20 protein-coding genes are annotated in these 19,391 nt (G+C 43.4%); 11 read left to right on the top strand and 9 right to left on the bottom strand.

The genetic code is table 11. The features are described 5' to 3' along the window. Positions 1–104 precede the first annotated feature (104 nt). The gene (locus GQR89_RS16565; RefSeq protein WP_158771067.1) at positions 105–1,196 is read left to right on the top strand and encodes an acyltransferase; all 1,092 of its coding nucleotides are present in this window, start codon (positions 105–107) and stop codon (positions 1,194–1,196) included. A 282-nt stretch (positions 1,197–1,478) separates the two neighbouring features. On the opposite strand, the gene GQR89_RS16560 is transcribed toward GQR89_RS16565, so the two are convergent. Continuing rightward, the gene (locus tag GQR89_RS16560; RefSeq protein WP_158771066.1) at positions 1,479–1,976 is read right to left on the bottom strand and encodes a YcxB family protein; all 498 of its coding nucleotides are present in this window, start codon (positions 1,974–1,976) and stop codon (positions 1,479–1,481) included. Between the two features lie 164 nt (positions 1,977–2,140). Between GQR89_RS16560 and GQR89_RS16555 the strand changes: the two genes are divergently transcribed. Then, the gene (locus GQR89_RS16555; protein WP_158771065.1) at positions 2,141–2,629 is read left to right on the top strand and encodes a ribonuclease HI; all 489 of its coding nucleotides are present in this window, start codon (positions 2,141–2,143) and stop codon (positions 2,627–2,629) included. 180 nt (positions 2,630–2,809) lie between these two features. Here GQR89_RS16555 and GQR89_RS16550 read toward each other — a convergent pair whose 3' ends face one another. Continuing rightward, entirely contained in the window at positions 2,810–3,847 is a 1,038-nt protein-coding gene (locus GQR89_RS16550; protein WP_158771064.1) for a mechanosensitive ion channel family protein, read from the bottom strand. Between the two features lie 211 nt (positions 3,848–4,058). Between GQR89_RS16550 and GQR89_RS16545 the strand changes: the two genes are divergently transcribed. From GQR89_RS16545 to arsB, 4 genes are all read left to right on the top strand, one after another. After that, positions 4,059–4,406 (top strand): metalloregulator ArsR/SmtB family transcription factor, encoded by a 348-nt coding sequence (locus tag GQR89_RS16545; RefSeq protein WP_158771063.1) that lies wholly within the window; start codon positions 4,059–4,061, stop codon positions 4,404–4,406. Positions 4,407–4,494: 88 nt separating this feature from the next. Further along, complete coding sequence (locus GQR89_RS16540) at positions 4,495–4,968, top strand: arsenate reductase ArsC (protein ID WP_158771062.1); 474 nt, start codon at positions 4,495–4,497, stop codon at positions 4,966–4,968. Further along, on the top strand, positions 4,968–5,714 hold the full coding sequence (gene arsH, locus GQR89_RS16535) for an arsenical resistance protein ArsH (RefSeq protein WP_158771061.1): 747 nt from the start codon (positions 4,968–4,970) through the stop codon (positions 5,712–5,714). Before GQR89_RS16540 ends, arsH begins: the two co-directional genes overlap by 1 nt. Before the next feature lie 26 nt (positions 5,715–5,740). Then, positions 5,741–6,778 (top strand): ACR3 family arsenite efflux transporter, encoded by a 1,038-nt coding sequence (gene arsB / locus GQR89_RS16530; protein ID WP_158771060.1) that lies wholly within the window; start codon positions 5,741–5,743, stop codon positions 6,776–6,778. Positions 6,779–6,919: 141 nt separating this feature from the next. Here the strand turns inward: arsB and GQR89_RS16525 are convergent, their stop codons facing one another. Then, positions 6,920–7,816, bottom strand: coding sequence for a DapH/DapD/GlmU-related protein (locus tag GQR89_RS16525; protein ID WP_158771059.1), 897 nt, complete (start codon positions 7,814–7,816; stop codon positions 6,920–6,922). 132 nt (positions 7,817–7,948) lie between these two features. Beyond that, positions 7,949–8,788 (bottom strand): hypothetical protein, encoded by an 840-nt coding sequence (locus GQR89_RS16520; protein ID WP_199271335.1) that lies wholly within the window; start codon positions 8,786–8,788, stop codon positions 7,949–7,951. A 430-nt stretch (positions 8,789–9,218) separates the two neighbouring features. Between GQR89_RS16520 and GQR89_RS16515 the strand changes: the two genes are divergently transcribed. Continuing rightward, on the top strand, positions 9,219–10,076 hold the full coding sequence (locus tag GQR89_RS16515; RefSeq protein ID WP_158771058.1) for a PA4780 family RIO1-like protein kinase: 858 nt from the start codon (positions 9,219–9,221) through the stop codon (positions 10,074–10,076). A 98-nt stretch (positions 10,077–10,174) separates the two neighbouring features. On the opposite strand, the gene GQR89_RS16510 is transcribed toward GQR89_RS16515, so the two are convergent. The 4 genes from GQR89_RS16510 to GQR89_RS16495 form a co-directional block, all read right to left on the bottom strand. Next, positions 10,175–11,359 carry a TIGR02281 family clan AA aspartic protease gene (locus tag GQR89_RS16510; RefSeq protein ID WP_158771057.1) on the bottom strand — a complete coding sequence of 395 codons (1,185 nt, stop codon included), beginning with the start codon at positions 11,357–11,359 and terminating at the stop codon, positions 10,175–10,177. An 81-nt stretch (positions 11,360–11,440) separates the two neighbouring features. Beyond that, entirely contained in the window at positions 11,441–11,905 is a 465-nt protein-coding gene (locus GQR89_RS16505) for a thioesterase family protein (protein ID WP_158771056.1), read from the bottom strand. 6 nt (positions 11,906–11,911) lie between these two features. After that, positions 11,912–12,652, bottom strand: a complete 741-nt coding sequence (locus tag GQR89_RS16500; protein ID WP_158771055.1) for a hypothetical protein — start codon at positions 12,650–12,652, stop codon at positions 11,912–11,914. A 51-nt stretch (positions 12,653–12,703) separates the two neighbouring features. Further along, positions 12,704–13,435, bottom strand: a complete 732-nt coding sequence (locus GQR89_RS16495) for a sugar-binding protein (protein WP_158771054.1) — start codon at positions 13,433–13,435, stop codon at positions 12,704–12,706. A gap of 126 nt (positions 13,436–13,561) precedes the next feature. Between GQR89_RS16495 and GQR89_RS16490 the strand changes: the two genes are divergently transcribed. From GQR89_RS16490 to GQR89_RS16480, 3 genes are all read left to right on the top strand, one after another. Continuing rightward, positions 13,562–14,185 carry an elongation factor P hydroxylase gene (locus GQR89_RS16490; RefSeq protein ID WP_158771053.1) on the top strand — a complete coding sequence of 208 codons (624 nt, stop codon included), beginning with the start codon at positions 13,562–13,564 and terminating at the stop codon, positions 14,183–14,185. Continuing rightward, entirely contained in the window at positions 14,182–15,321 is a 1,140-nt protein-coding gene (locus GQR89_RS16485; RefSeq protein WP_158771052.1) for an ATP-NAD kinase family protein, read from the top strand. The genes GQR89_RS16490 and GQR89_RS16485 overlap by 4 nt, the downstream gene beginning before the upstream one ends. A 62-nt stretch (positions 15,322–15,383) precedes the next feature. Then, a complete protein-coding gene (locus GQR89_RS16480; protein ID WP_158771051.1) occupies positions 15,384–15,692 on the top strand; it encodes a YfcL family protein in 309 nt (102 codons plus the stop codon). A gap of 144 nt (positions 15,693–15,836) precedes the next feature. On the opposite strand, the gene mnmC is transcribed toward GQR89_RS16480, so the two are convergent. Then, positions 15,837–17,888 carry a bifunctional tRNA (5-methylaminomethyl-2-thiouridine)(34)-methyltransferase MnmD/FAD-dependent 5-carboxymethylaminomethyl-2-thiouridine(34) oxidoreductase MnmC gene (mnmC, locus tag GQR89_RS16475; protein ID WP_158771050.1) on the bottom strand — a complete coding sequence of 684 codons (2,052 nt, stop codon included), beginning with the start codon at positions 17,886–17,888 and terminating at the stop codon, positions 15,837–15,839. A gap of 246 nt (positions 17,889–18,134) precedes the next feature. Here mnmC and fabB point away from each other — a divergent pair, with 246 nt between their 5' ends. Further along, complete coding sequence (gene fabB, locus GQR89_RS16470; RefSeq protein ID WP_158771049.1) at positions 18,135–19,349, top strand: beta-ketoacyl-ACP synthase I; 1,215 nt, start codon at positions 18,135–18,137, stop codon at positions 19,347–19,349. Positions 19,350–19,391 lie beyond the last annotated feature (42 nt).

Here is a 19,391-nt window from a genome sequence, read left to right as displayed (position 1 = left end):
AATTTGCTGTCACTTTATTGCACTGACGGCTAAAAAACGTCATCAAATTTGCTTTGTTGCAGAGGAGGTTAACAGTCTTAAATAATTTCAGGTATGAGTGAATAATGAGAATTGATGAATTAACTTTTTTTAGATATATAGCGGCTTCAATAGTTGTTATTTTTCATTTTGGAACTGATGCCACTGGCTTTCGTGGTGCATTAGCCGCAGGACCGCAAATGGTGACATTTTTCTTTGTGCTGTCAGGATTTGTTATGGGAATATCCTATTTTAATAAAGAAATAAATAATAAATCGTACTGGTGGGCAAGGATAGCTAGAATAATGCCAGTCTATATATTAGCGATAGTTCTGATGGTGACTTCATCTTATTTACAAGGGAAAGAGGTAGATAACTTATCCTTGGTTTTAAATTTATCGCTCCTGCAGGCTTGGTTCTCTCCTCACCCTCTATCTATAAATGGAACTGGATGGTCACTTTCTGTAGAAGCTTTTTTTTATCTAACGTTTCCATTTTTATTATATGGCATTAAGTCTCGAAATTTGTCAGTTAAACATATGATGGTAGCTTCATTGTTGGTGTGGGGTGTTACACAAATAATAACTACAGGGGTTTTATCTGCTGGTTTCTACGGTGGGTTCCCGTCGTTTTCACACGATTTAATCTACTATTTTCCTCTCACCCATTTTTGCAGTTTTATCATCGGGATTTATGGTGCAATGTGGGTTTTAGAAAAGAACTATTTGATTACAAATAATACTGTTTCATTTTTTATTGTTGGTGTAAGTACGGCAATATTAGTTATTTTACTAAATAACGAAACTGAAATATCAAACTTTTTTGAGTTGGAATTTGCTTTCAGTTCAAGCTTTTTCGCGCCGTTGTTTCTGCTTTTTATTATTGCAGTGTCTATATGTCGTTCGCAATTAATACGAATGTTTAGTGCTCGGCCACTTTTGCTTTTAGGTGAGGCAAGCTTTTCACTATATATATTACAGATACCAATCCATCAAATTTATGAGAAATACATCGTAGGCGATTTAGGCTTATCGCCACTGAGCAATTTCACGTTATTTTTTGTTATATTAACGATAACTTCGATTGGGTCTTTTCTTTTGTTTGAGAAGCCTGCAATGAACTTCATTAAGTATTCTCTGCCGACTTTCATAAGAAAAACAGCTAGCAGAAGTAATTAGTACGGACAGTTTTAAGAGCGTTTCGGGTTATTGCTGATAACCCTCGGCTGAAATATTAATTGCTTAACCTTGTTCGATATTTCCCAATAAAAGTGACGGCAAGTTTGATGTTCTATATGCGTCAAGGATATGTATTTAGGGCCCGAGCAGAGTGGATCTCTGATACCTTAAAAGAGGGGTATCAATAATTGAGTTATGATGATTATTACAGTACCGAGTACCGAGTACCGAGTACCGAGTACCGAGTACCGGGTACCCGGTGCCTTGAGGTCGGTATTCTTACTAAATTGCTAAAGAGTTTATTAACTGTGTTTTTGTCGTTAAAAACGCTTTGGCTTCATCCGATAGCGCCCTAGAGGATAGGTAGTTTTTGCTATTGTTGTGGTAGAGCAACCAGCCGTTTTTGGTAACTTCTATTTTGCTGATATCGCTCCAGGCTAGCGTGTTTTGAACGTGAATAGATTTACTGCTAATGCCATGTTCGTCAATTGTGAGTGTGAGTTCTGTATTCGCTGCTTTGCTAATTAATTGCCTGGCCAGCCACCACGGTTTTTTAAAACGAATACTAAAGACTTCTAAGCCGCCTAGCGCGATAATAAACCAAGCCACAAAGGCGTTTATCTCAGTCAACATAAGAACAGCCAAGCCTACTAGTGCGAGTAGAACCGCAATCAGATAGACTTTCTTTGAATTATCCGCCGGAACCGATGCTTCGTAGGTTTCAATATAATGGCTTTTATCGAGTAAATAGGTCGTGGAGTAGGTGAACGCTGTGGTCATAAGCTTTTTTATAAATGCAAAAATCCAGTGTAACGGGATGCGGGTCACCTTAATAGATGTATTCTTAAGATATAACGCATTAATTAACCTAACTCGTCGATTATTATATTGCTACAAAAGCTAATGTTAGCGTTGACGCTACCCCACAATCAAACGGACAAATCATGGCCCATTTACGGTTGTTTACTGACGGTAGCGTCAACACTCAGATACAAGTCGGTTATGGCGCTTACCTACTTGTATCTGAGCTGACTATGTCGAATGATACCCTTAAAGAACAGGTTAAAATTAAACGTTTCGAACAAACAAGTTCGACCAAACTGGAATTACAAACCCTGTTATGGGCATTGGCTGAAATAGATGCGTTGGTTAGTGATAAAGACACAAGTTTGACTGTATATACCGACTCACAAAATATCATAGATTTACCGAGCAGACAGGCTCGACTCGAGGATACTGATTTCTTCACTAATTCCAATAAGCGGTTGAATAATTATCAGTTATATAAGGCGTTTTATCGATTTACTGCTGGCAGAACATGCACGTTTGTAAAAGTTATTGGACATCAAACGTCTAGCAAAAAAGATCAAATCGACAAGTGCTTCACGTTGGTTGATAAGGCGTCTAGGCGAGCCATGCGAGAAGAGTTTTAACTTTCTACAGGGTAGTGCAGTGAGGGAAAATGCGTATTAAACATGTTGCAACACTACCTCCAAAGATTATCGAGCATGATGGGTTTACCGTAGGCTTTGTAAATATGTGCTGCTTAGGTCAAAAAAAAATACCTAGTTAGCTGACTCTCAATCCAATTTATCTCGTCACTGACCTTATCACTATTCATCCTCTGGCGTTTCTACTACGTTTTTGATCTCAGCAAGTTCTTGTTTTAACGTGTCGATGCGCTTTTCCATGGCTTTACGTTGATCTTTTTCGGCCTCGGGAATTTTGCTTTCTAGGGTCTTAATTTGCTCTAGTAAATCGACTTTATCGGTTGCTTGCTGTTGAGCTTGTTCGGCTTTGTCAAAGACCACGTCTTCTGCGGTGTTGTCATTTTGAATCTGATTAAACCCTGGAGAGTGGGCAATTTTGCGCTCTACGTCAGGGCCAGCGTGTTGGCTAACAAAGGTAGGTGACATGATTTCTATATCATTGTCGTGTAAGCAATCAAGCACATGACGGTGAAAGTTTGAACGGGCAGTGAGTAGGTTTTTGATTTCCACTAATAGACCACTGACACGGTAAGTAACGGAAAAATCGCCGAGTTGCGTCACATGCACAAAGGGGTCCTCTAAACCAGTTTGTTTGGCAGCTTGTAATAATAACGTATCTATCTTGCTGTGATGCAGATCATAACCTAAGGATAATTCGACGCTAATAATCGTACCTGAACGACGGATCACGCTAAGGGGTTTGTTGATCAACAGATTATTAGGAATAGATACCAGTTCTCGAGTTTCAGTTTGAATTTCACAATCAAACAGACCTAATTCTGTCACGCGGCCAAAGAAGGTATCAAAACTAATAAAGTCGCCAGTACGAAAAGGCTGAGTGAAGCGCATTAATGCGCCGGCCATCAGGTTGCTAAACAAAGTGGTAGAGGAAAATGCCAGTAAACCAGAAAGCACTAAGCCTATTAAACTTAATATTTGTAACTCTAGACTCTCTGATACCGGTAGCATAATGACCACAGTGATCAGGCCCACTAGCATTAGCGTTAACATGCCAAGCTGACGAGCAAATATATTCTCATCTCCCGTGTGTTTTAGCTTATTAAAGAATACGGCTTGCACTAACCAGGTGAGCAGCCCAAAAATAATCAATGTAATAACAACGGGAAGCCAATCACCGATGAAGTTGTTGCTTGTAAACATAGTTTTTCCGTATCAGTAATCGTTTTATCTACGGTATAGGTGTTTGTTATACCTTGTTATTGCAGGCAAATGCCAGCCCCTTACATAAAAGTAACGAATATTATGCTTCGGGTGATCCTTTTAGATCATTCGTTCTATTTGTTTGAATGAATAATTGACATTCGATAAAACATATATATGATATTTCGTATATCAAGCTGCGGAGCGTTTTATGTCTACCCCGATTTTGTCCCCACTTTCGTTTTATAAATGTTTGTCTGACGACACACGACTTAAGGCGTTGATGTTAATTTACCTTGAGGAAGAATTGTGTGTATGCGATTTAATTACTGCTTTGGAATTGAGTCAGCCCAAAGTGTCGCGCCATTTAGCTGATTTACGCCGCTGCCATATTTTGCTTGATGAACGGCGAGGGAAGTGGGTTTATTACTCCATTAATCCAAAAATGCCGGAATGGGCAATGACCGTGCTGCAAACAACTGCACACAATACAGAGGCGTATTTGAATGACTGTATTACCAATTTAAATATTGCCAAGCAAAATGAGTGTTGTGATTGACGGATTGCCCAGTACGGTAGAGCAGCCAATTACGCTAACACTATTAAATCATCATCCGCTAAATAACGGAAAATTGTAGAGCTATATCATGTTAAAAATCCTTTTTATTTGTACCCATAATCGCTGTCGCAGTATTTTATCTGAGGCCATTACCAATCATGTTGGACGAGGCAAGTTTGACGCCCGCAGCGCTGGCAGTCAGCCCGTTGGTGAGGTGCATCCATTGTCGATTAAATACTTACAGGAAGCGGGCATTGCAACCAACGGACTAAAGAGCCAGTCCTGGGATGAATTTGAAGCATTTTCTCCAGATGTGGTCATCACCGTTTGTGACAGTGCCGCCGGTGAGGCTTGTCCATTATGGTTTGGCAATAGTGTTAAGGTGCACTGGGGCTTGTCAGATCCATCAAAATTGGCGGGTAATGACGAGGAAATCGCCCACGCTTTTCGCGCAACAATCGAACAGATTACCCAACGAGTGCAGACCATGTTGAGCATGGATCTAGATGCGAAAAATCCTCAGGCATTGCGTGATGCCTTTTCTGTACTAGGAGCACGATAATGCCCGGTGTCAATCCAATTGGCTCACCAGCGCCATTGGTAAACGTATCTGAAAATATAGCGCCTGAGTCATTCGTCGTCCCGTCTTCAGATAATTTCAAAACCGCTGGATCAAAGCACAAACCACGGATCCTGTTGTTGTATGGCTCACTTCGAGCGCGTTCGTTTAGTCGCTTAGTGGTTCAAGAGAGCGCCAGATTACTCAACGCCATGGGCGCAGATACTCGGATATTTGATCCGACAGGTTTACCCTTACCGGACGCAGAAGATGAAACGCACCCTAAAGTCGTTGAATTGCGAGACCTTATGCTGTGGTCAGAAGGACAGGTGTGGTGTTCACCTGAACGCCACGGTGCTATGACGGGCATCATGAAAAGCCAAATTGATTGGGTGCCTTTGTCGTTAGGTGGAGTGAGACCTACCCAGGGAAAAGCCTTGGCGGTCATGCAAGTTTCCGGTGGTTCTCAGTCATTTAATGCGGTAAATCAGATGCGTATTTTGGGTCGTTGGATGCGTATGTTAACCATACCTAACCAGTCTTCGGTGGCAAGAGCCTTTATGGAGTTCGACGATAATGACCAGATGAAACCATCACCTTATTACAACCGTATTGTGGATGTGTTGGAAGAGCTGATGAAGTTTACCTTGCTGACACGAGATAACGCTGATTACTTGGTAGATCGTTATTCTGAAAGAGTAGAAAGCGCCGAGCAGGTTAGTCAGCGCGTAAATCAACGGTCGATATAATTTAAGCAAAGAATAAGGCAAGTGTTATGGGTTTATTTGAACGTTATTTATCAGTGTGGGTCGCGCTAAGTATTGCTGCTGGCGTGCTGTTAGGCAGTATGCAGCCAGCGTTATTTGCCGTGGTGGCAGGATTTGAATATGCCCATGTTAATTTGGTGGTGGCGGTACTGATTTGGTTGATGATTTACCCGATGATGATCCAAATCGATTTTTCGTCTATCAAAGATGTGGGACGCAAACCCAGAGGCTTAATACTGACATTGGTGATTAATTGGTTGGTTAAACCATTCACCATGGCCGCTTTAGGTTGGCTATTTTTTAAAGGAATATTTGCCGATTGGGTTGACCCTCAAACTGCGAACGAATATATCGCGGGCATGATTTTACTTGGCGTGGCGCCGTGTACGGCCATGGTTTTTATATGGAGCCAACTAACCAAAGGTGATGCAAATTATACTTTGGTGCAGGTATCGGTGAACGACATCATCATGATTTTCGCGTTCGCACCGATTAGTGCTTTGTTGCTAGGAATGAGTGATATTCAAGTACCGTGGGAAACGTTGATTATTTCTGTGGTGTTGTACGTACTCTTGCCTTTAGTGGCGGGAGCGATGACGCGCTTTTGGTTGAATAAACGTACCGTTAGTGGCGAGTCACAAACTGGCGATGCACGGATCGCTAAATTTGTAAGTGTATTGAAGCCTTGGTCAATTATTGGCTTATTGGCGACAGTCGTTCTGCTATTTGGATTTCAAGCGCAAACGATTCTAGAGCAGCCACAAATGATTGTTTTAATTGCGATCCCTTTATTACTGCAAACCTATGGCATTTTTGCTATTACTTACTACGCAGCAAAACGCCTGCGCTTACCCCATAATGTGGCGGCACCCGCGAGTATGATTGGTTCGTCTAACTTTTTTGAATTGGCGGTAGCCGTAGCAATATCGTTGTTTGGGTTACACTCAGGCGCAGCGTTGGCCACGGTAGTGGGAGTGTTAGTCGAAGTACCCGTCATGTTGTCTTTGGTATATTTTGCCAACCGTACACGTCAGTGGTTTGATTGATATAAGCTGGCATATTAATAGTACCAGTCCCCAGAGGGTATCCACGGGGTCTACTATTCCTTCTAAGCACAAAAAAACCAGCTAATTAGCTGGTTTTTTATCCCTCTCTTTATAAATTATTTATCAGAGGGTTAAAGGTACTTAATCGTTGCTGTGCAAGCTGGCGTTGAGCCCGCCCCACTTAGATGAGTCTGCAACAATAGCTTCAACGGAGCCGCTTTGACTGTTGCGACGGAATAACAAGCCGTTCATACCTGATAACTGACGTGCAGATACGATTTCACCATCTGGGGTTTTAACTTTGGTACCAGCGGTAATGTAAAGACCGGCTTCCACGATACAATCATCACCGAGTGAAATGCCGATACCCGCATTGGCACCGACCATACTATTTTTACCAATAGCGTTAATGGTTTTACCACCGCCAGACAATGTGCCCATAGTGGATGCACCGCCGCCGATGTCAGAACCGTCGCCTACTACCACTCCTTGAGAAATACGCCCTTCAACCATAGAGCTCCCTAGTGTACCAGCATTGAAGTTCACGAAACCTTCATGCATTACCGTGCTGCCAGCAGCTAAATGTGCGCCTAAACGTACACGGTCTGCATCACCAATTCGTACGCCCTCAGGAATAACGTAATCGGTCATGCGCGGGAATTTGTCAATAGAGGTAATGCTTAAATGGTGGTGCTCATTGGCAATGGCACCGCGAAGCTCGTCGACTTTGTTCGGTAATACCGGGCCTGCTGAGGTCCAGGCTACATTAGTCAATAAACCAAATATGCCAGTTAGGTTGATGCAATTTGGTTGCACTGTGCCTTCAGATAACAAATGCAAACGCAGGTAAGCGTCTTCGATGGTTTTTGGCGCGCCGTCAATTTCAAGTTCAATTTCAACGAAATCGCTGTTAATCAAGCCGACTTTTTGCGCCAGGCAGCTACGCGCAATTTGGATGTTCGCGCGGGGAAACCACACATCTAACGTTTTACCACTGGCGGCATCGATGTAGCGATGACCAATACGTTTTACAGTCATTTATTTTTCCTAGTTTGTTCGTTTTAAGGACAGAAGCCGAATTATGTCTTGAAACGACACATTTGACAGCCCCATTTTGCTTATAAATTATAATATTCGCGGTTTTTAGTGCCGATAAATAGCTGTCACAGCTTACAAGCTTAACGATAATTCACTTTTGATTTTTTCAGTGGAAGCAATTTTTTCCTGTACTGCAAAATCAATCAATGACAATTCTACCCCGCGATTAGCTGAATTGGCTGCCGATGGGTCGAACGAGCACAACGTTAGCACTTCATTGTAATTCTGTATTTGCCACACATAGCATCGGTTAAAGCCACTGTGCAATACAGCGTACCCGGTATCATCACTGACAAATTTAGAACTGCGTGATACTTCCAACGCTTCGAAGTATTCAATAACGTCATTCGCAACATCTTCTCTTGGGTTTAACGCTGCTATAAAACTATGAAGCGGCACATCACCTTGCTGCGTGCTGATTTGGTTGCGTGCAGTCTCAATCGTGAGAGGTTCTCCATACTTAGAAACCGCTGATGCGAGCACATCTTTTAATACGTCTTTGATGCCTATATAAGCGCTTTCAACGGTATACAGGCTTTTTATTTCATTAATGAAACCGTTAAATTTATTAAAGTGTAGCTCTACTCGTTGTTCTAAGCGTGAGGTTTGGTAGGGTTGATAAAAACTTAAGCGAACTTTATCACTGCGGGTACTGCGGGCAATATGGTGAAGCTTTGCTCCTTGATCATACAGAATTATGGCGCTGGCGAGAGCGTTATCGCCAATATGGATATGTTTTATGTCCATGGTACTGCGGCTATTTTGGTCTATACCTAAACGCTGTGATGCATCAAAGCGTTTTAACCCAGTGGTTTGCTCTAATGGATGAACACTAGCGGCGTCGGCTGCGCCCAAACTTACTAATGAAAGGTAACTAACTAACAAAAAACATTTTGGGATTTTTATCTTCATGGGGTTCCTAATGGCGTGAACAACAAAGCCTAAGGTGCAGCATAGCACTTCGCGCACTCCGGCAACACTGATGCGCAGTTTGTAGTAGAGATAGCTTTAAAATATTGATTTTCAAGCAAGATTAATTGACTTAATGTTTATGGAACGTTTGTTAAGATAAGTTTGTTAGGATCAATGCCAAGGATTTTGTCGAGACGCCGTTTAAGCACTTGATATTGAAACATTAGCAGATTAATCTAATGCAAAGTGTGAGCGTTTCAACCTGCTTTTAATTGATGACGAGATCCTAAAAGTTACCACGACAGAGTCGTAACTCAGCTTTCGTTCAAAGCCAATATCTAACTTCATTTCTAAGGTGTTTCATTGAGTAAGTGTATGACAATCTTTTGCTGCTATTCCAAGCATGCCTTAACTGCTGTATAACGGCGCCATGAAAATACCAAAACGAATCCAACCACTGGTTGATGATGGCCTTGTCGACGAAGTGCTTTACCAGCTAATGAGTGGTAAAGAAGCCACAGTGTACGCTGTACTGTGTGGTAAAGAAATCCGCTGTGCCAAAGTATATAAAGAAGCGATGAAGCGCAGCTTTAAAAAAGCAGCGCAATATCAAGAAGGCCGTAAAGTGCGTAATACGCGCCGTGCCCGTGCCATGGAAAAGGGCTCTAAGTTTGGCCGTAAGCAGCAAGAAGATGCTTGGCAAAATACAGAAGTAGATGCCTTATTTACCCTGGCGAAAGCCGGTGTGCGCGTCCCTGAGCCTTACGGGTGCTATGACGGCGTGCTGCTGATGGAACTAATTACCGACGATGACGGAGATGTGGCGCCGCGTTTAAACGATGTTGCTATGTCTGCTGAGCAAGCCATAGAAGATCACGCAGTGGTAATGGTGTATGTTATGCGAATGCTTCTGGCCGGCTTGGTGCACGGAGATTTATCTGAATTCAACGTCTTAGTTGATGCATACGGCCCAGTTATTATCGATTTACCGCAAGTGGTCGACGCTGCCGCTAATAACAATGCGTTTAGCATGTTGCAGCGTGATGTGCGCAATATGACTGAATATTATGGCCAGTTTGCCCCAGAGTTGAAAGATACGCACTACGCTGAAGAAATGTGGGCGTTGTTTGAATCCGGTGAACTTGAGCCTGATACCCAGCTAACGGGGCATTTTGATTTCCCTGACGATGAAGCTGATGTAGACACCGTTCTAGAAGAAATTAAAGCTGCGTTCGAAGAAGAACAAGAACGTAAGGCGCGTATTGCAGGCCCTAGCGAAGAGGAATAAATGCGGCATTTTACCTGCTAACAAATATCGGCGTCGTCGCGGATAGCGCCAGCTATCCGTGTTAACCGTTTCCTTGGACTAAATCTCACTAATTCAACTCAGCGTAAATACAACTGAGCATTTTGTTGATCAATTCTAAAATCAAACTCCCGCAGAAAATTCATGCCTAACAAGCCATCGCTATAAGCTAGCTCGTCAAGGGGTAACACCATTATGTTGATATTTTTAACGCGAACATTCGCAATCTCTAGTGAGGCAAATTGATACATAGGTGAGCGCACAGTACCATTGGCCGTTTGCACGTTAAATTGCCCGACGAACTTGGTTACAGTCGTTTTAAAAATCTGCTTAAATTTTTGTCGCGAAATTACAGTTGTCGATGCGCCGGTATCGATTAAAAAATTTACTTGATGGCCGCTTAGACGAGTAGGCACCACATATTGGTCGCCATACTTCTGTAGTGCTATGCGGGTACCTCCGCTGAGACGTGAGGAATCTGAAAGTGGCTTAGAAAGCCGCGAGTCACGATTAGGTTCGGTTATTGATTGGTCGGTTCGCTCAATGAGCTGTCGAATACGCATGGCCTGGGGATCATCATAGCGAATGGACGCCAATACATTTTCCATTAGGTTGGCTTGTTGTTGGCGTGCATAAGCAGTTGCAAGGGCCAATATAAGCGAGCGACTAGTAGGACTGACTTGCAACAATGGCTCTACGAATTGCGCTAGAATATCCCAGGAATTGGCTTGTTTGAGTTGAACTATCGTTTCTTCAGTTAAACGGGTAACCGTTTGCTGTACTTGCTCTTGCTGGGCTGCACTTAATGGTAAGCTCAGCAAGCTTTGATAATGAATAATCGCGTCACTTAATAAGCTGGTGTGGATGATATATTCGGCTTCGAGCAATAAAAAGTCAATATCTTGCGGGTGTTGGCGCAGATAAAGCGGCAAAAACTCGTCTATCTTGGCGTATTCCTGAGCCGCTAGCCAATGCTGCACTTGGGCTAAATAAGCCTCTCGGCGATCGAGGGAGAATTTTTTAGTAATATGCTGTTTAGACTCTATTTGGTAAGACTGGTCGCGAGCAAGAAGATCATCAGGGTTATTATTGGCACCTGGGTTTTCCTGCTCGCTAGATTTTTCGCGCTCGGAATCCAGGCCTTCAGCGGTGTCTCTTTCAGATACATATATTGTCGTTGTATCGATTCGTTCTGTGTATTGATAGATATTAATAACCAATGAAGCGATAAGGAGTAACAACAGCGTAGTATGCATTTTAGTCATGCTAAGTTAACTCATCGACTTGAAAGCATCATAATTTGGGTGTCTGGCATAGCTATTTTTACTGCTTATTTCCATTTGGATTTATTCACAGTCATCAGGGATCATTGCGCCAATGTACGTGTCGATAAATATTTTCGGCATTCGCTTAGGTCTACCTGAGCTTAGGGCAATACAGACAAATTCTGTTCTCGCTTTTAGCATGGTTAAGCCATCGCTAAGCCGAATAAATTGAAAGTGTCTGGCCAGTTTTAGTTTGTTATCACAGCTTATTATCCAAGTCGCGCAAGCGAGGGTATCCCCCAGCAATGCTGCGGCAAGATAATCAATTTCGTGACGGCTGATAGCCATGCCTCGATCCAGTTCCTGATATTGCTCGATACTTAGTCCTAATGCATTGGAGTGAGCCCACGCGGTGCGTTCAAGTTGGCTGACATAGGCCACATTATTGACATGATTATAGTGATCAATTTGTTCAGGACTGATTTGCCATTGGCAGATAAAAGGCTTTGAGTGTAGCCAAGCAAGTTGCTCTGAGGGAATTGGCATATTAGCTTATGTCTCGAGTGTAATTTCAGTATTAGGCACATAAGGTAACGGGTTTCCCCCCCGCTGGGCAAATAATAGTGACATAAGGCGCTGCTCTTTAGTCACAATATCTTGCATAAACAACTCACTATTGGGGATTCTCTTAAACGCTTTGAAGCCACTTTGCAAAAATTGATGTAGCGTGTGTAAGCCTTTTACTTTAGCTGGGTGCTTTGACAAAGCAAGCATCAAGGTCACACCTTTTACAGCGACGGCGTCACGCAGGTTAACCCCTAAGGTATTTAATAATGCTATTTGCTCTTGGCGTAGGAGTAAATTATCACCCGCAAGATAAGCCTGTGCGTAGCTCTGGCGGTCAATTAAAATGAGCCTAGACGTAGCTTGTTCTTTTAACTTAACGGCCACAGCGTAATCCAATTCAAAGGACAACGCTTGTAAGCGAAGAGCTGACGCTAACGAACTTAGTGCCTTATCAGGCATATATTTATGCATTTTGGGCACTACCCGGACAATGTCGGCATCTCTTTGGCCAAAATTTTGTGGACCGTATATTTGTTCAACAAAAAAACGCAGTGCGGGTGCATGGTGCGGATCATTGAGTAGGGCCTGATGAGTGGCCTGCATGCGGAGCGTTTGCCACTTTTGTAGGCTCTTAACGAGTGGCAGTAGTCCCGTTTCGAGGGCTACATTTTGAACTTCAGCCACCGTGCGTAAGTGGCGAGAAATTTGTGAGATTAAATCCTGCATGTAATTAACAAGCTTGATTTAGACTTGCTAGAGCCATAGCGAAAATGGGCATTATTTTTTAAGGGTAATTTTACCGAATACGTCGGCGGTGATGAAACCTAGGTTTTTGCTGCCATTTTGCGCGTCAAAGTCATGGTCGCCCATAAAATGCTCTCGGACGTCGCTGCCATCATTGTCACAATAGGCCAGCATAAAACCCATGATATCGCCTGCTTTAAGCAAAATGGGTGCTTTTGGCTTAGCATCGGTATAGTCATTCGGATAACGTTTGATTGCCACTTCCCACAATACAGTATTGGGTGCGTCTAATTGGCGCTTCCAACTGCTGTTGATGTGATCGTTATACAGATGCGCTTTTTCATCATCGCCAATATCAGCTGCTTGGTTATCAAGACCAATGTGATATGCCAATGCAGTGTGGTTGAACTGATGAATTCCACCTGATGCATCGCCATCAACAAAAATCTCAAGAGCATCATCATCCCAGTAACGATCTAGGGGATCTGCATGGGTGTCAATTAACGTATCGTCGGTAATTTCAGCTTGTAAGTACAAGTAATTTTCATCCCACAATAAACGATAACGGCCATTAAAATCTGCTTTTTCAGGCAAGGTGCCGTCCATCAAATACGGCATATCGTGCCACTTTACTTGCTGCCAAATCGCGTCTGGTTGTCCATCGATAACTGGCGCCACAGAAGTATGTTTAACGTCAAATGCCTGAGCAGAAGCAACGCTGAACGCGCAGGCGATTAATAGCGGTTTTACGATACCTTTTAGCATGGTATGTCCTAGTAGATAAGATGAAAAATAGTTCTGTCTATAGCTTGACGCAAAGCAAGAGGTAACACAATAGAACGTTTATCGGCTTGAGTTTATAGCATGGGGTTCGGTAGAATGCCGCCCCTAATGAATACCTTAACTTCCCCAGAACCGTCACGTGATGTAAGTCACTGTGAATTACATCACGTGCCACATCGTTATCAAGATGCTATCGCGTTATTTTATGCTGCCTTTGGTAAAAGTGAAAATACCCGGTTGGTTAAGGGCCTAGATGAACCAGAATATATCCCCGCAGGTGGCAGTTGTGTTTATCACCAAGTGATTTTTGCGCATGGTTATTTTGCCAGTGCGCTGCATGAAATAGCACATTGGTGCATAGCCGGAGCACAACGGCGTTTGCTCAACGATTATGGTTATTGGTATTGCCCCGATGGTCGCAGCGAGCAACAACAAAAACAATTCGAGCAAGTTGAAATAAAACCTCAAGCAATTGAATGGGCATTTTCTGTCGCGGCTAATAAACCATTTCGCGTCAGCACGGATAATTTAAACGGTGCTGAGCCTGACACGAAAGCCTTTACCCTAAATGTGTACAAACAAGTGATGCGGTACCTGCGAGATGGTTTTCCTCCTAGGGCGGCATTGTTTATTAAGTTATTAGCTGAATTCTATGGCTCTGGGGATATCACTTCAGCTAAGTTTACGCTGCCAAGTGATCTCGCTAACCTAATGGAGGAGTCACTACGATGAAGAAAACACAATTTAAGTTAGGTCTTATTATTAATCCGTTTGCTGGTATTGGCGGCAGTGTAGCTTTAAAAGGCAGTGATGGTTTTGATACGCGTGCGCAAGCTTTGGCATTAGGCGCACAAAAGTTAGCAAATAGTCGTACCCGCTTAGCCCTCGAAGAGTTACTTCCTTTTAAGACACAATTACATATTTTTACCGCGGCCGGTGAAATGGGCGGATCCTTAGCCGCCGACCTAGGCTTTGATTACACAGTGGTGTACCAGCAACAAACCTTACAAAGCGAAGCGGCTGATACAGAACGGTGCGCACAAGTGCTAAAAGCACACCATGTCGACTTGCTATTGTTCGCTGGTGGAGATGGTACCGCACGCAATATTTGTCATATTATTGCTGCAACGTTACCTGTGTTGGGCGTGCCAGCGGGCTGTAAAATTCATTCAGGTGTGTATGCGGTGACGCCACAAGCCGCAGGGCGTGTGGTCGCTATGTTGATTCAGGGACAAATTGTCACACTGCAAGACGCTGACGTTATGGATATAGATGAAGTTTTGTTTCGCCAAGGTCGTGTTAACGCTCGCCAGTACGGCGAGATGCGCGTACCCAGTGAGCTACGTTATATGCAGGCAGTAAAAATGGGCGGAAGAGAGTCCAATGAATTAGTGTTAGCGGATATCGCCGCCCAAGTTATCGAGTTTATGGATGAGCATCCCGAACGGTTATTTGTTATGGGATCAGGTTCAACTGTTGACTTCATCATGCAAGAGCTCAACTTGACCAATACCTTACTAGGGGTTGATATAGTGCAAAACGGCCAGCTAGTAGCCAGTGATGTTTCCGCCAATGTGTTACTGAAACATACTGCCAAGACACCTACCACCTTAGTAATTACTTTAATTGGTGGACAGGGGCATATTTTTGGTCGCGGTAATCAACAACTTACTTCAGCAGTATTGCGGCAAATCGGTCGCGAGAACTTTTTAGTTGTCGCGACTAAGGGAAAGTTACAGGCACTGAATAATAAACCCCTTATAGCAGATACCGGTGATATCGCACTAGATGCAAAGCTCGCGGGCTTGATAAGTGTAACCACAGGGTACAAAGACCAAGTATTGTATCCGATTGCTAAATTTGAATAGGTTGAACATATATTTTCGGCCTATGTACTAACTTACATTGTTATAGGACTTTAGAAAGAGTAATGAATGAATCAATAAACAGTGATGTGACAAAACAAGCGTTCGATGACTTTGTAGATTCGACCCAAGCCTACCTCGACAGCGTGGTAATTGACGGCAGCGACCAAGAGTTGTTTATTGCCAGTTATTTAACGGGGCATTTTTCATTAGTGGGCAGCAACGCCTTGGGATTAGATGACTTCTCGCTAGAAACGCTAAATACTTACATGTTAAAAAGCTTAGAAAAGGCATACGCAAAGAATGAAGTGTTAGGCCAGGATCAAATCGAAGTCTCAGCTTTATGGCAACAGTTGTTTAGTCGGGCTGAATGAAGTCTAGGTTGATTAACGGTAAAAATGAGAGCTGGATTGCCCTCAGTTTTATCTCTTTTAGTTAGGCGAGCAGGCGGGGGTTCTCTGTCGCTCGCTTAGATTCTAAGTTCGGTGTTTTGGTGATGTTTTCATCTTTCAACCGCGCTATATTTCTCGGCGAATAAGCTGTCGAATAAGAAAGCGGTTAGGGTTTAAGGTATTTAGTAAATCATTAGGTAAAGGCAATGGCTGACCACTGATTTGGCTGGCCAGTATCTCGGCCATCATTGGGGCAGTCGTTAATCCTCTAGAGCCTAAACCGGTGAGCATAAATAGGTTTGGCAAGTCGCTTCCTTGGGGGTACTGAGTTTGGGGAAATGCTTTATATAAATCCACCAATTCACTTTTTTGCTTAGTAATATCAGCCAATGCACCGACTAATGGTAGGTGATCTGGTGAGCTACAACGCACCGCTGCGCGGCCAGTCCCATTTCCTTCAACATTCTGTGCCCATGGGCATTTTTCAAGAGATTGATAATGAGTCGCCAAGTTTTTTGTTTGTTCTTCAAGTCGATAATCCGACGCCACATCATCTTTTACGTAAGTCGAACCTAAAGCATGTTGCCCTTGATATTCTGGGGTTAAATATCCTTTATGGCACAGTACTGTATTCAGGTTAGCTAAGGCTGGCTGGGTAGGTATCGCTTCAACTTGACCGCGAACCATACGCAAGGGGAAATCACGCAAATCGGTTACACTTTGGCTTTGGGCCCCAGTGGCGTAGATAACAATATCAGCGTTGGCTTGGCATTGTTTGTTATGAGCATTTTCAGCTAAGCAATCAAAGTTTAATTGCCACTGCTTGTTATGTCGTGCAAGTCCGGTCAATGCCTGATTATTATGTAATGTGGTTTGGCTCAAATCCCCTGCAGCGCTAAATAGCGCTTTGACTAATTGGGCGGGGTCAATCCAGCCGCCTAAAGGCATAAACAATCCACTGTAGGGCATATCGCATTTACTTATCTGTTGGGCTTGCTGTGAGTCTACATATCGGACTAATTCTTCGGGCCAAATATTGTTGTCAATTAGTTTTGCGTAGCGTGCTGCCAAAGCGGGCTTGAACCCAAGCTGTAATACTCCGCACCACTGATGGGCAAAATTATAACCGCCAGCTAACAGTTTTCGATAAACACCTGAAGCGTATACGAAGCTATGGGCATTAATTTGACTGCTGTGGCTGGCATCTACATTCAATTGAGGATAAAACCCAGCCTGAGGATTACCGGAGGCGCCTTGTGCGGGAGTTGCGTCGTTGAAATAGATGTCACATTGAAACCCTCTTTGCGCCAATGCATAGGCCGCTGTAGCCCCAGCAATACCAGCACCTATGATGGCAACGGTCGGTTTTGTCTCCGATTCTAAAGACTTCGTAATAGCACCGCTATAGGCCGATCGATGGTAATATTTGGCTTGTTGTCGTTCACTATTTGGATGAGTAATATGTCCCGCGAGCATTTCGCGTTTACGACCATGGCCCTTACGTTTTTCAACGGCAAAGCCGACATCTCGCAAGCCGCGTTTAACAAAGCCAGCGGCTGTAAATGTAGAAAATGTGCAATCGTTGCAGGCAAGTCTGGCCATTTGTTCGAATAACGCTTGAGTCCACATTTGTGGATTCTTGCTGGGCGCAAAACCGTCCAAAAACCACGCATCTACTAATCCCTTTTGATCCACATATATTTGCGGGAGTGAATCATGGATATCACCCAGCCATAAATCTAAAATCACCCGATTATTACAAAAGGTCATTCGATGACAGCCAGTTAAAGGCATGGGATACTGGTTAATAAGTTCATTTGCTAAGTCATTAAATTGAACAAAAGCCCCCAATGCCTGCACTAAGTCTTTGCGGTTTAGCGGAAATTTTTCTGTACTAATAAAATGTAGGTTAAAATGAATATCGGGATTCTGTTTAATAAATTGACTAAAAGCAGCTAGGGTGACTAAAAAATTTAGTCCTGTACCAAAACCAGTTTCGGTTATAACGAACGTATTTTTTGACCAGTGCGACCAACGTTCGAGCAATTGATTATTCAGAATGAAGACGTGTTCGGCTTCGGCCGCGCCGCCGGCAGCGGAAAAATAAATATCGTCAAAATCCGTGGCCAGTGGTGTGCCATCGGTATTAAATTCAATATATGCTGTTTTAATGGTCAATCGGGTGGGTCTCCGCGTATGCTTGGACTAGTCTTCAAAAGCACGATAGTTTAAGGTAACTGTCTGAACAAACCAAACAGTCTATATAAACCAAACTGTATTGCTATTTTAACCGGTGATGATTTGTTGAACTGTAGGCACTATGTATGATTTTTATACACAGAAGAGCAGACCAGTTGCGACGTTAAAATCGTTACCATATGCGGCAATTTTATAAGCAGCAATTTTTTGCTTGAAGGGTTAATCATGAGAAGAGCGGTTATCACCGGACTAGGTATAGTTTCTAGTATTGGTAACAACAAAAATGAAGTCACGCAGTCCCTTAGAGAGGGACGTTCTGGCATCACGTATTCTGAACAGTTTGCCGAAAATGGCATGCGTAGTCATGTTTGGGGTAAAGTTGATATTAACTTAGCTGACCACATCGACCGTAAAACATTACGCTTTATGGGGGATGCGGCGGGCTATGCATACATTGCTATGCAACAAGCGGTGGAAGATTCAGGTCTTACGCCTGAAATGGTATCTAACGTACGCACTGGTATTATTGCCGGTTCAGGCGGCGCATCTTCTCAGCACCAAGTAGAAGCAGTCGATATTTTGCGTGAAAAAGGCTTACGCCGCGTAGGACCTTACATGGTGACGCGCTGTATGGGCAGTACTGTATCTGCTTGTTTGGCGACGCCATTCAAAATCAAAGGTGTTAACTATTCAATTAGTTCTGCATGTTCCACCAGTGCACACTGTATTGGCAACGCGCTAGAGCAAATTCAGCTTGGTAAGCAAGATATTATTTTTGCCGGTGGCGGTGAAGAATTACATTGGACTTTGTCTATGGAATTTGACGCTATGGGAGCACTTTCTACCAAGTACAATGATGATCCAAGTAAGGCATCACGTACCTATGACGCTAATCGTGACGGTTTCGTCGGTGCAGGCGGCGGCGGTATGGTTGTAGTTGAAGAGCTAGAGCATGCATTGGCTCGTGGCGCTAAAATTTACGGCGAAATTGTCGGTTATGGTGCTACATCAGATGGTGCTGATATGGTTGCTCCTTCAGGTGAAGGCGCAGTTCGTTGTATGCATCAGGCAATGGAAGGGCTTGATGAGCCTATCGATTATATTAATACTCACGGCACCTCTACTCCAGTCGGTGATGTAAAGGAGTTATGGGCGATTGGCCAAGTCTTTGGCGATAAAGTACCACCACTAAGCGCAACTAAAGCAATGACGGGTCATGCTCTTGGTGCAGCGGGTGTAAACGAGGCGATCTATAGTTTGTTGATGATGGAAAACGATTTTATCGCCCCATCTATAAACATTGAAACTCTCGATGAAGCCGCAAAAGGTATGGACGTAGTCACTACAACACGTGATGCAAAATTAAATACGGTTATGTCGAATAGCTTCGGCTTTGGTGGCACAAACTGTACGTTGGTGATGCAGCGTTACAAAGGCTAATTATCTAGCGTTAATGATTGATGGAAGCCCGCAAATCAGCGG

This window comes from Paraglaciecola sp. L1A13 (assembly GCF_009796745.1).
Lineage (GTDB): Bacteria > Pseudomonadota > Gammaproteobacteria > Enterobacterales > Alteromonadaceae > Paraglaciecola.
The sequence above is the reverse complement of the archived record's forward strand: the minus strand, read 5'-3'. Positions and strand labels throughout refer to the sequence as shown.

Coding starts and splice junctions, on each gene's coding strand:
- GQR89_RS16520 (WP_199271335.1), bottom strand. CDS start 8,788: ATGAAGATAAAAATCCCAAAATGTTTTTTGTTAGTTAGTTACCTTTCA.
- GQR89_RS16505 (WP_158771056.1), bottom strand. CDS start 11,905: ATGCCAATTCCCTCAGAGCAACTTGCTTGGCTACACTCAAAGCCTTTT.
- GQR89_RS16525 (WP_158771059.1), bottom strand. CDS start 7,816: ATGACTGTAAAACGTATTGGTCATCGCTACATCGATGCCGCCAGTGGT.
- GQR89_RS16560 (WP_158771066.1), bottom strand. CDS start 1,976: ATGACCACAGCGTTCACCTACTCCACGACCTATTTACTCGATAAAAGC.
- GQR89_RS16510 (WP_158771057.1), bottom strand. CDS start 11,359: ATGACTAAAATGCATACTACGCTGTTGTTACTCCTTATCGCTTCATTG.
- fabB (WP_158771049.1), top strand. CDS start 18,135: ATGAGAAGAGCGGTTATCACCGGACTAGGTATAGTTTCTAGTATTGGT.
- arsB (WP_158771060.1), top strand. CDS start 5,741: ATGGGTTTATTTGAACGTTATTTATCAGTGTGGGTCGCGCTAAGTATT.
- GQR89_RS16490 (WP_158771053.1), top strand. CDS start 13,562: ATGAATACCTTAACTTCCCCAGAACCGTCACGTGATGTAAGTCACTGT.
- GQR89_RS16480 (WP_158771051.1), top strand. CDS start 15,384: ATGAATGAATCAATAAACAGTGATGTGACAAAACAAGCGTTCGATGAC.
- GQR89_RS16550 (WP_158771064.1), bottom strand. CDS start 3,847: ATGTTTACAAGCAACAACTTCATCGGTGATTGGCTTCCCGTTGTTATT.
- GQR89_RS16485 (WP_158771052.1), top strand. CDS start 14,182: ATGAAGAAAACACAATTTAAGTTAGGTCTTATTATTAATCCGTTTGCT.
- GQR89_RS16555 (WP_158771065.1), top strand. CDS start 2,141: ATGGCCCATTTACGGTTGTTTACTGACGGTAGCGTCAACACTCAGATA.
- GQR89_RS16500 (WP_158771055.1), bottom strand. CDS start 12,652: ATGCAGGATTTAATCTCACAAATTTCTCGCCACTTACGCACGGTGGCT.
- arsH (WP_158771061.1), top strand. CDS start 4,968: ATGCCCGGTGTCAATCCAATTGGCTCACCAGCGCCATTGGTAAACGTA.
- GQR89_RS16515 (WP_158771058.1), top strand. CDS start 9,219: ATGAAAATACCAAAACGAATCCAACCACTGGTTGATGATGGCCTTGTC.
- GQR89_RS16565 (WP_158771067.1), top strand. CDS start 105: ATGAGAATTGATGAATTAACTTTTTTTAGATATATAGCGGCTTCAATA.
- GQR89_RS16545 (WP_158771063.1), top strand. CDS start 4,059: ATGTCTACCCCGATTTTGTCCCCACTTTCGTTTTATAAATGTTTGTCT.
- GQR89_RS16540 (WP_158771062.1), top strand. CDS start 4,495: ATGTTAAAAATCCTTTTTATTTGTACCCATAATCGCTGTCGCAGTATT.
- GQR89_RS16495 (WP_158771054.1), bottom strand. CDS start 13,435: ATGCTAAAAGGTATCGTAAAACCGCTATTAATCGCCTGCGCGTTCAGC.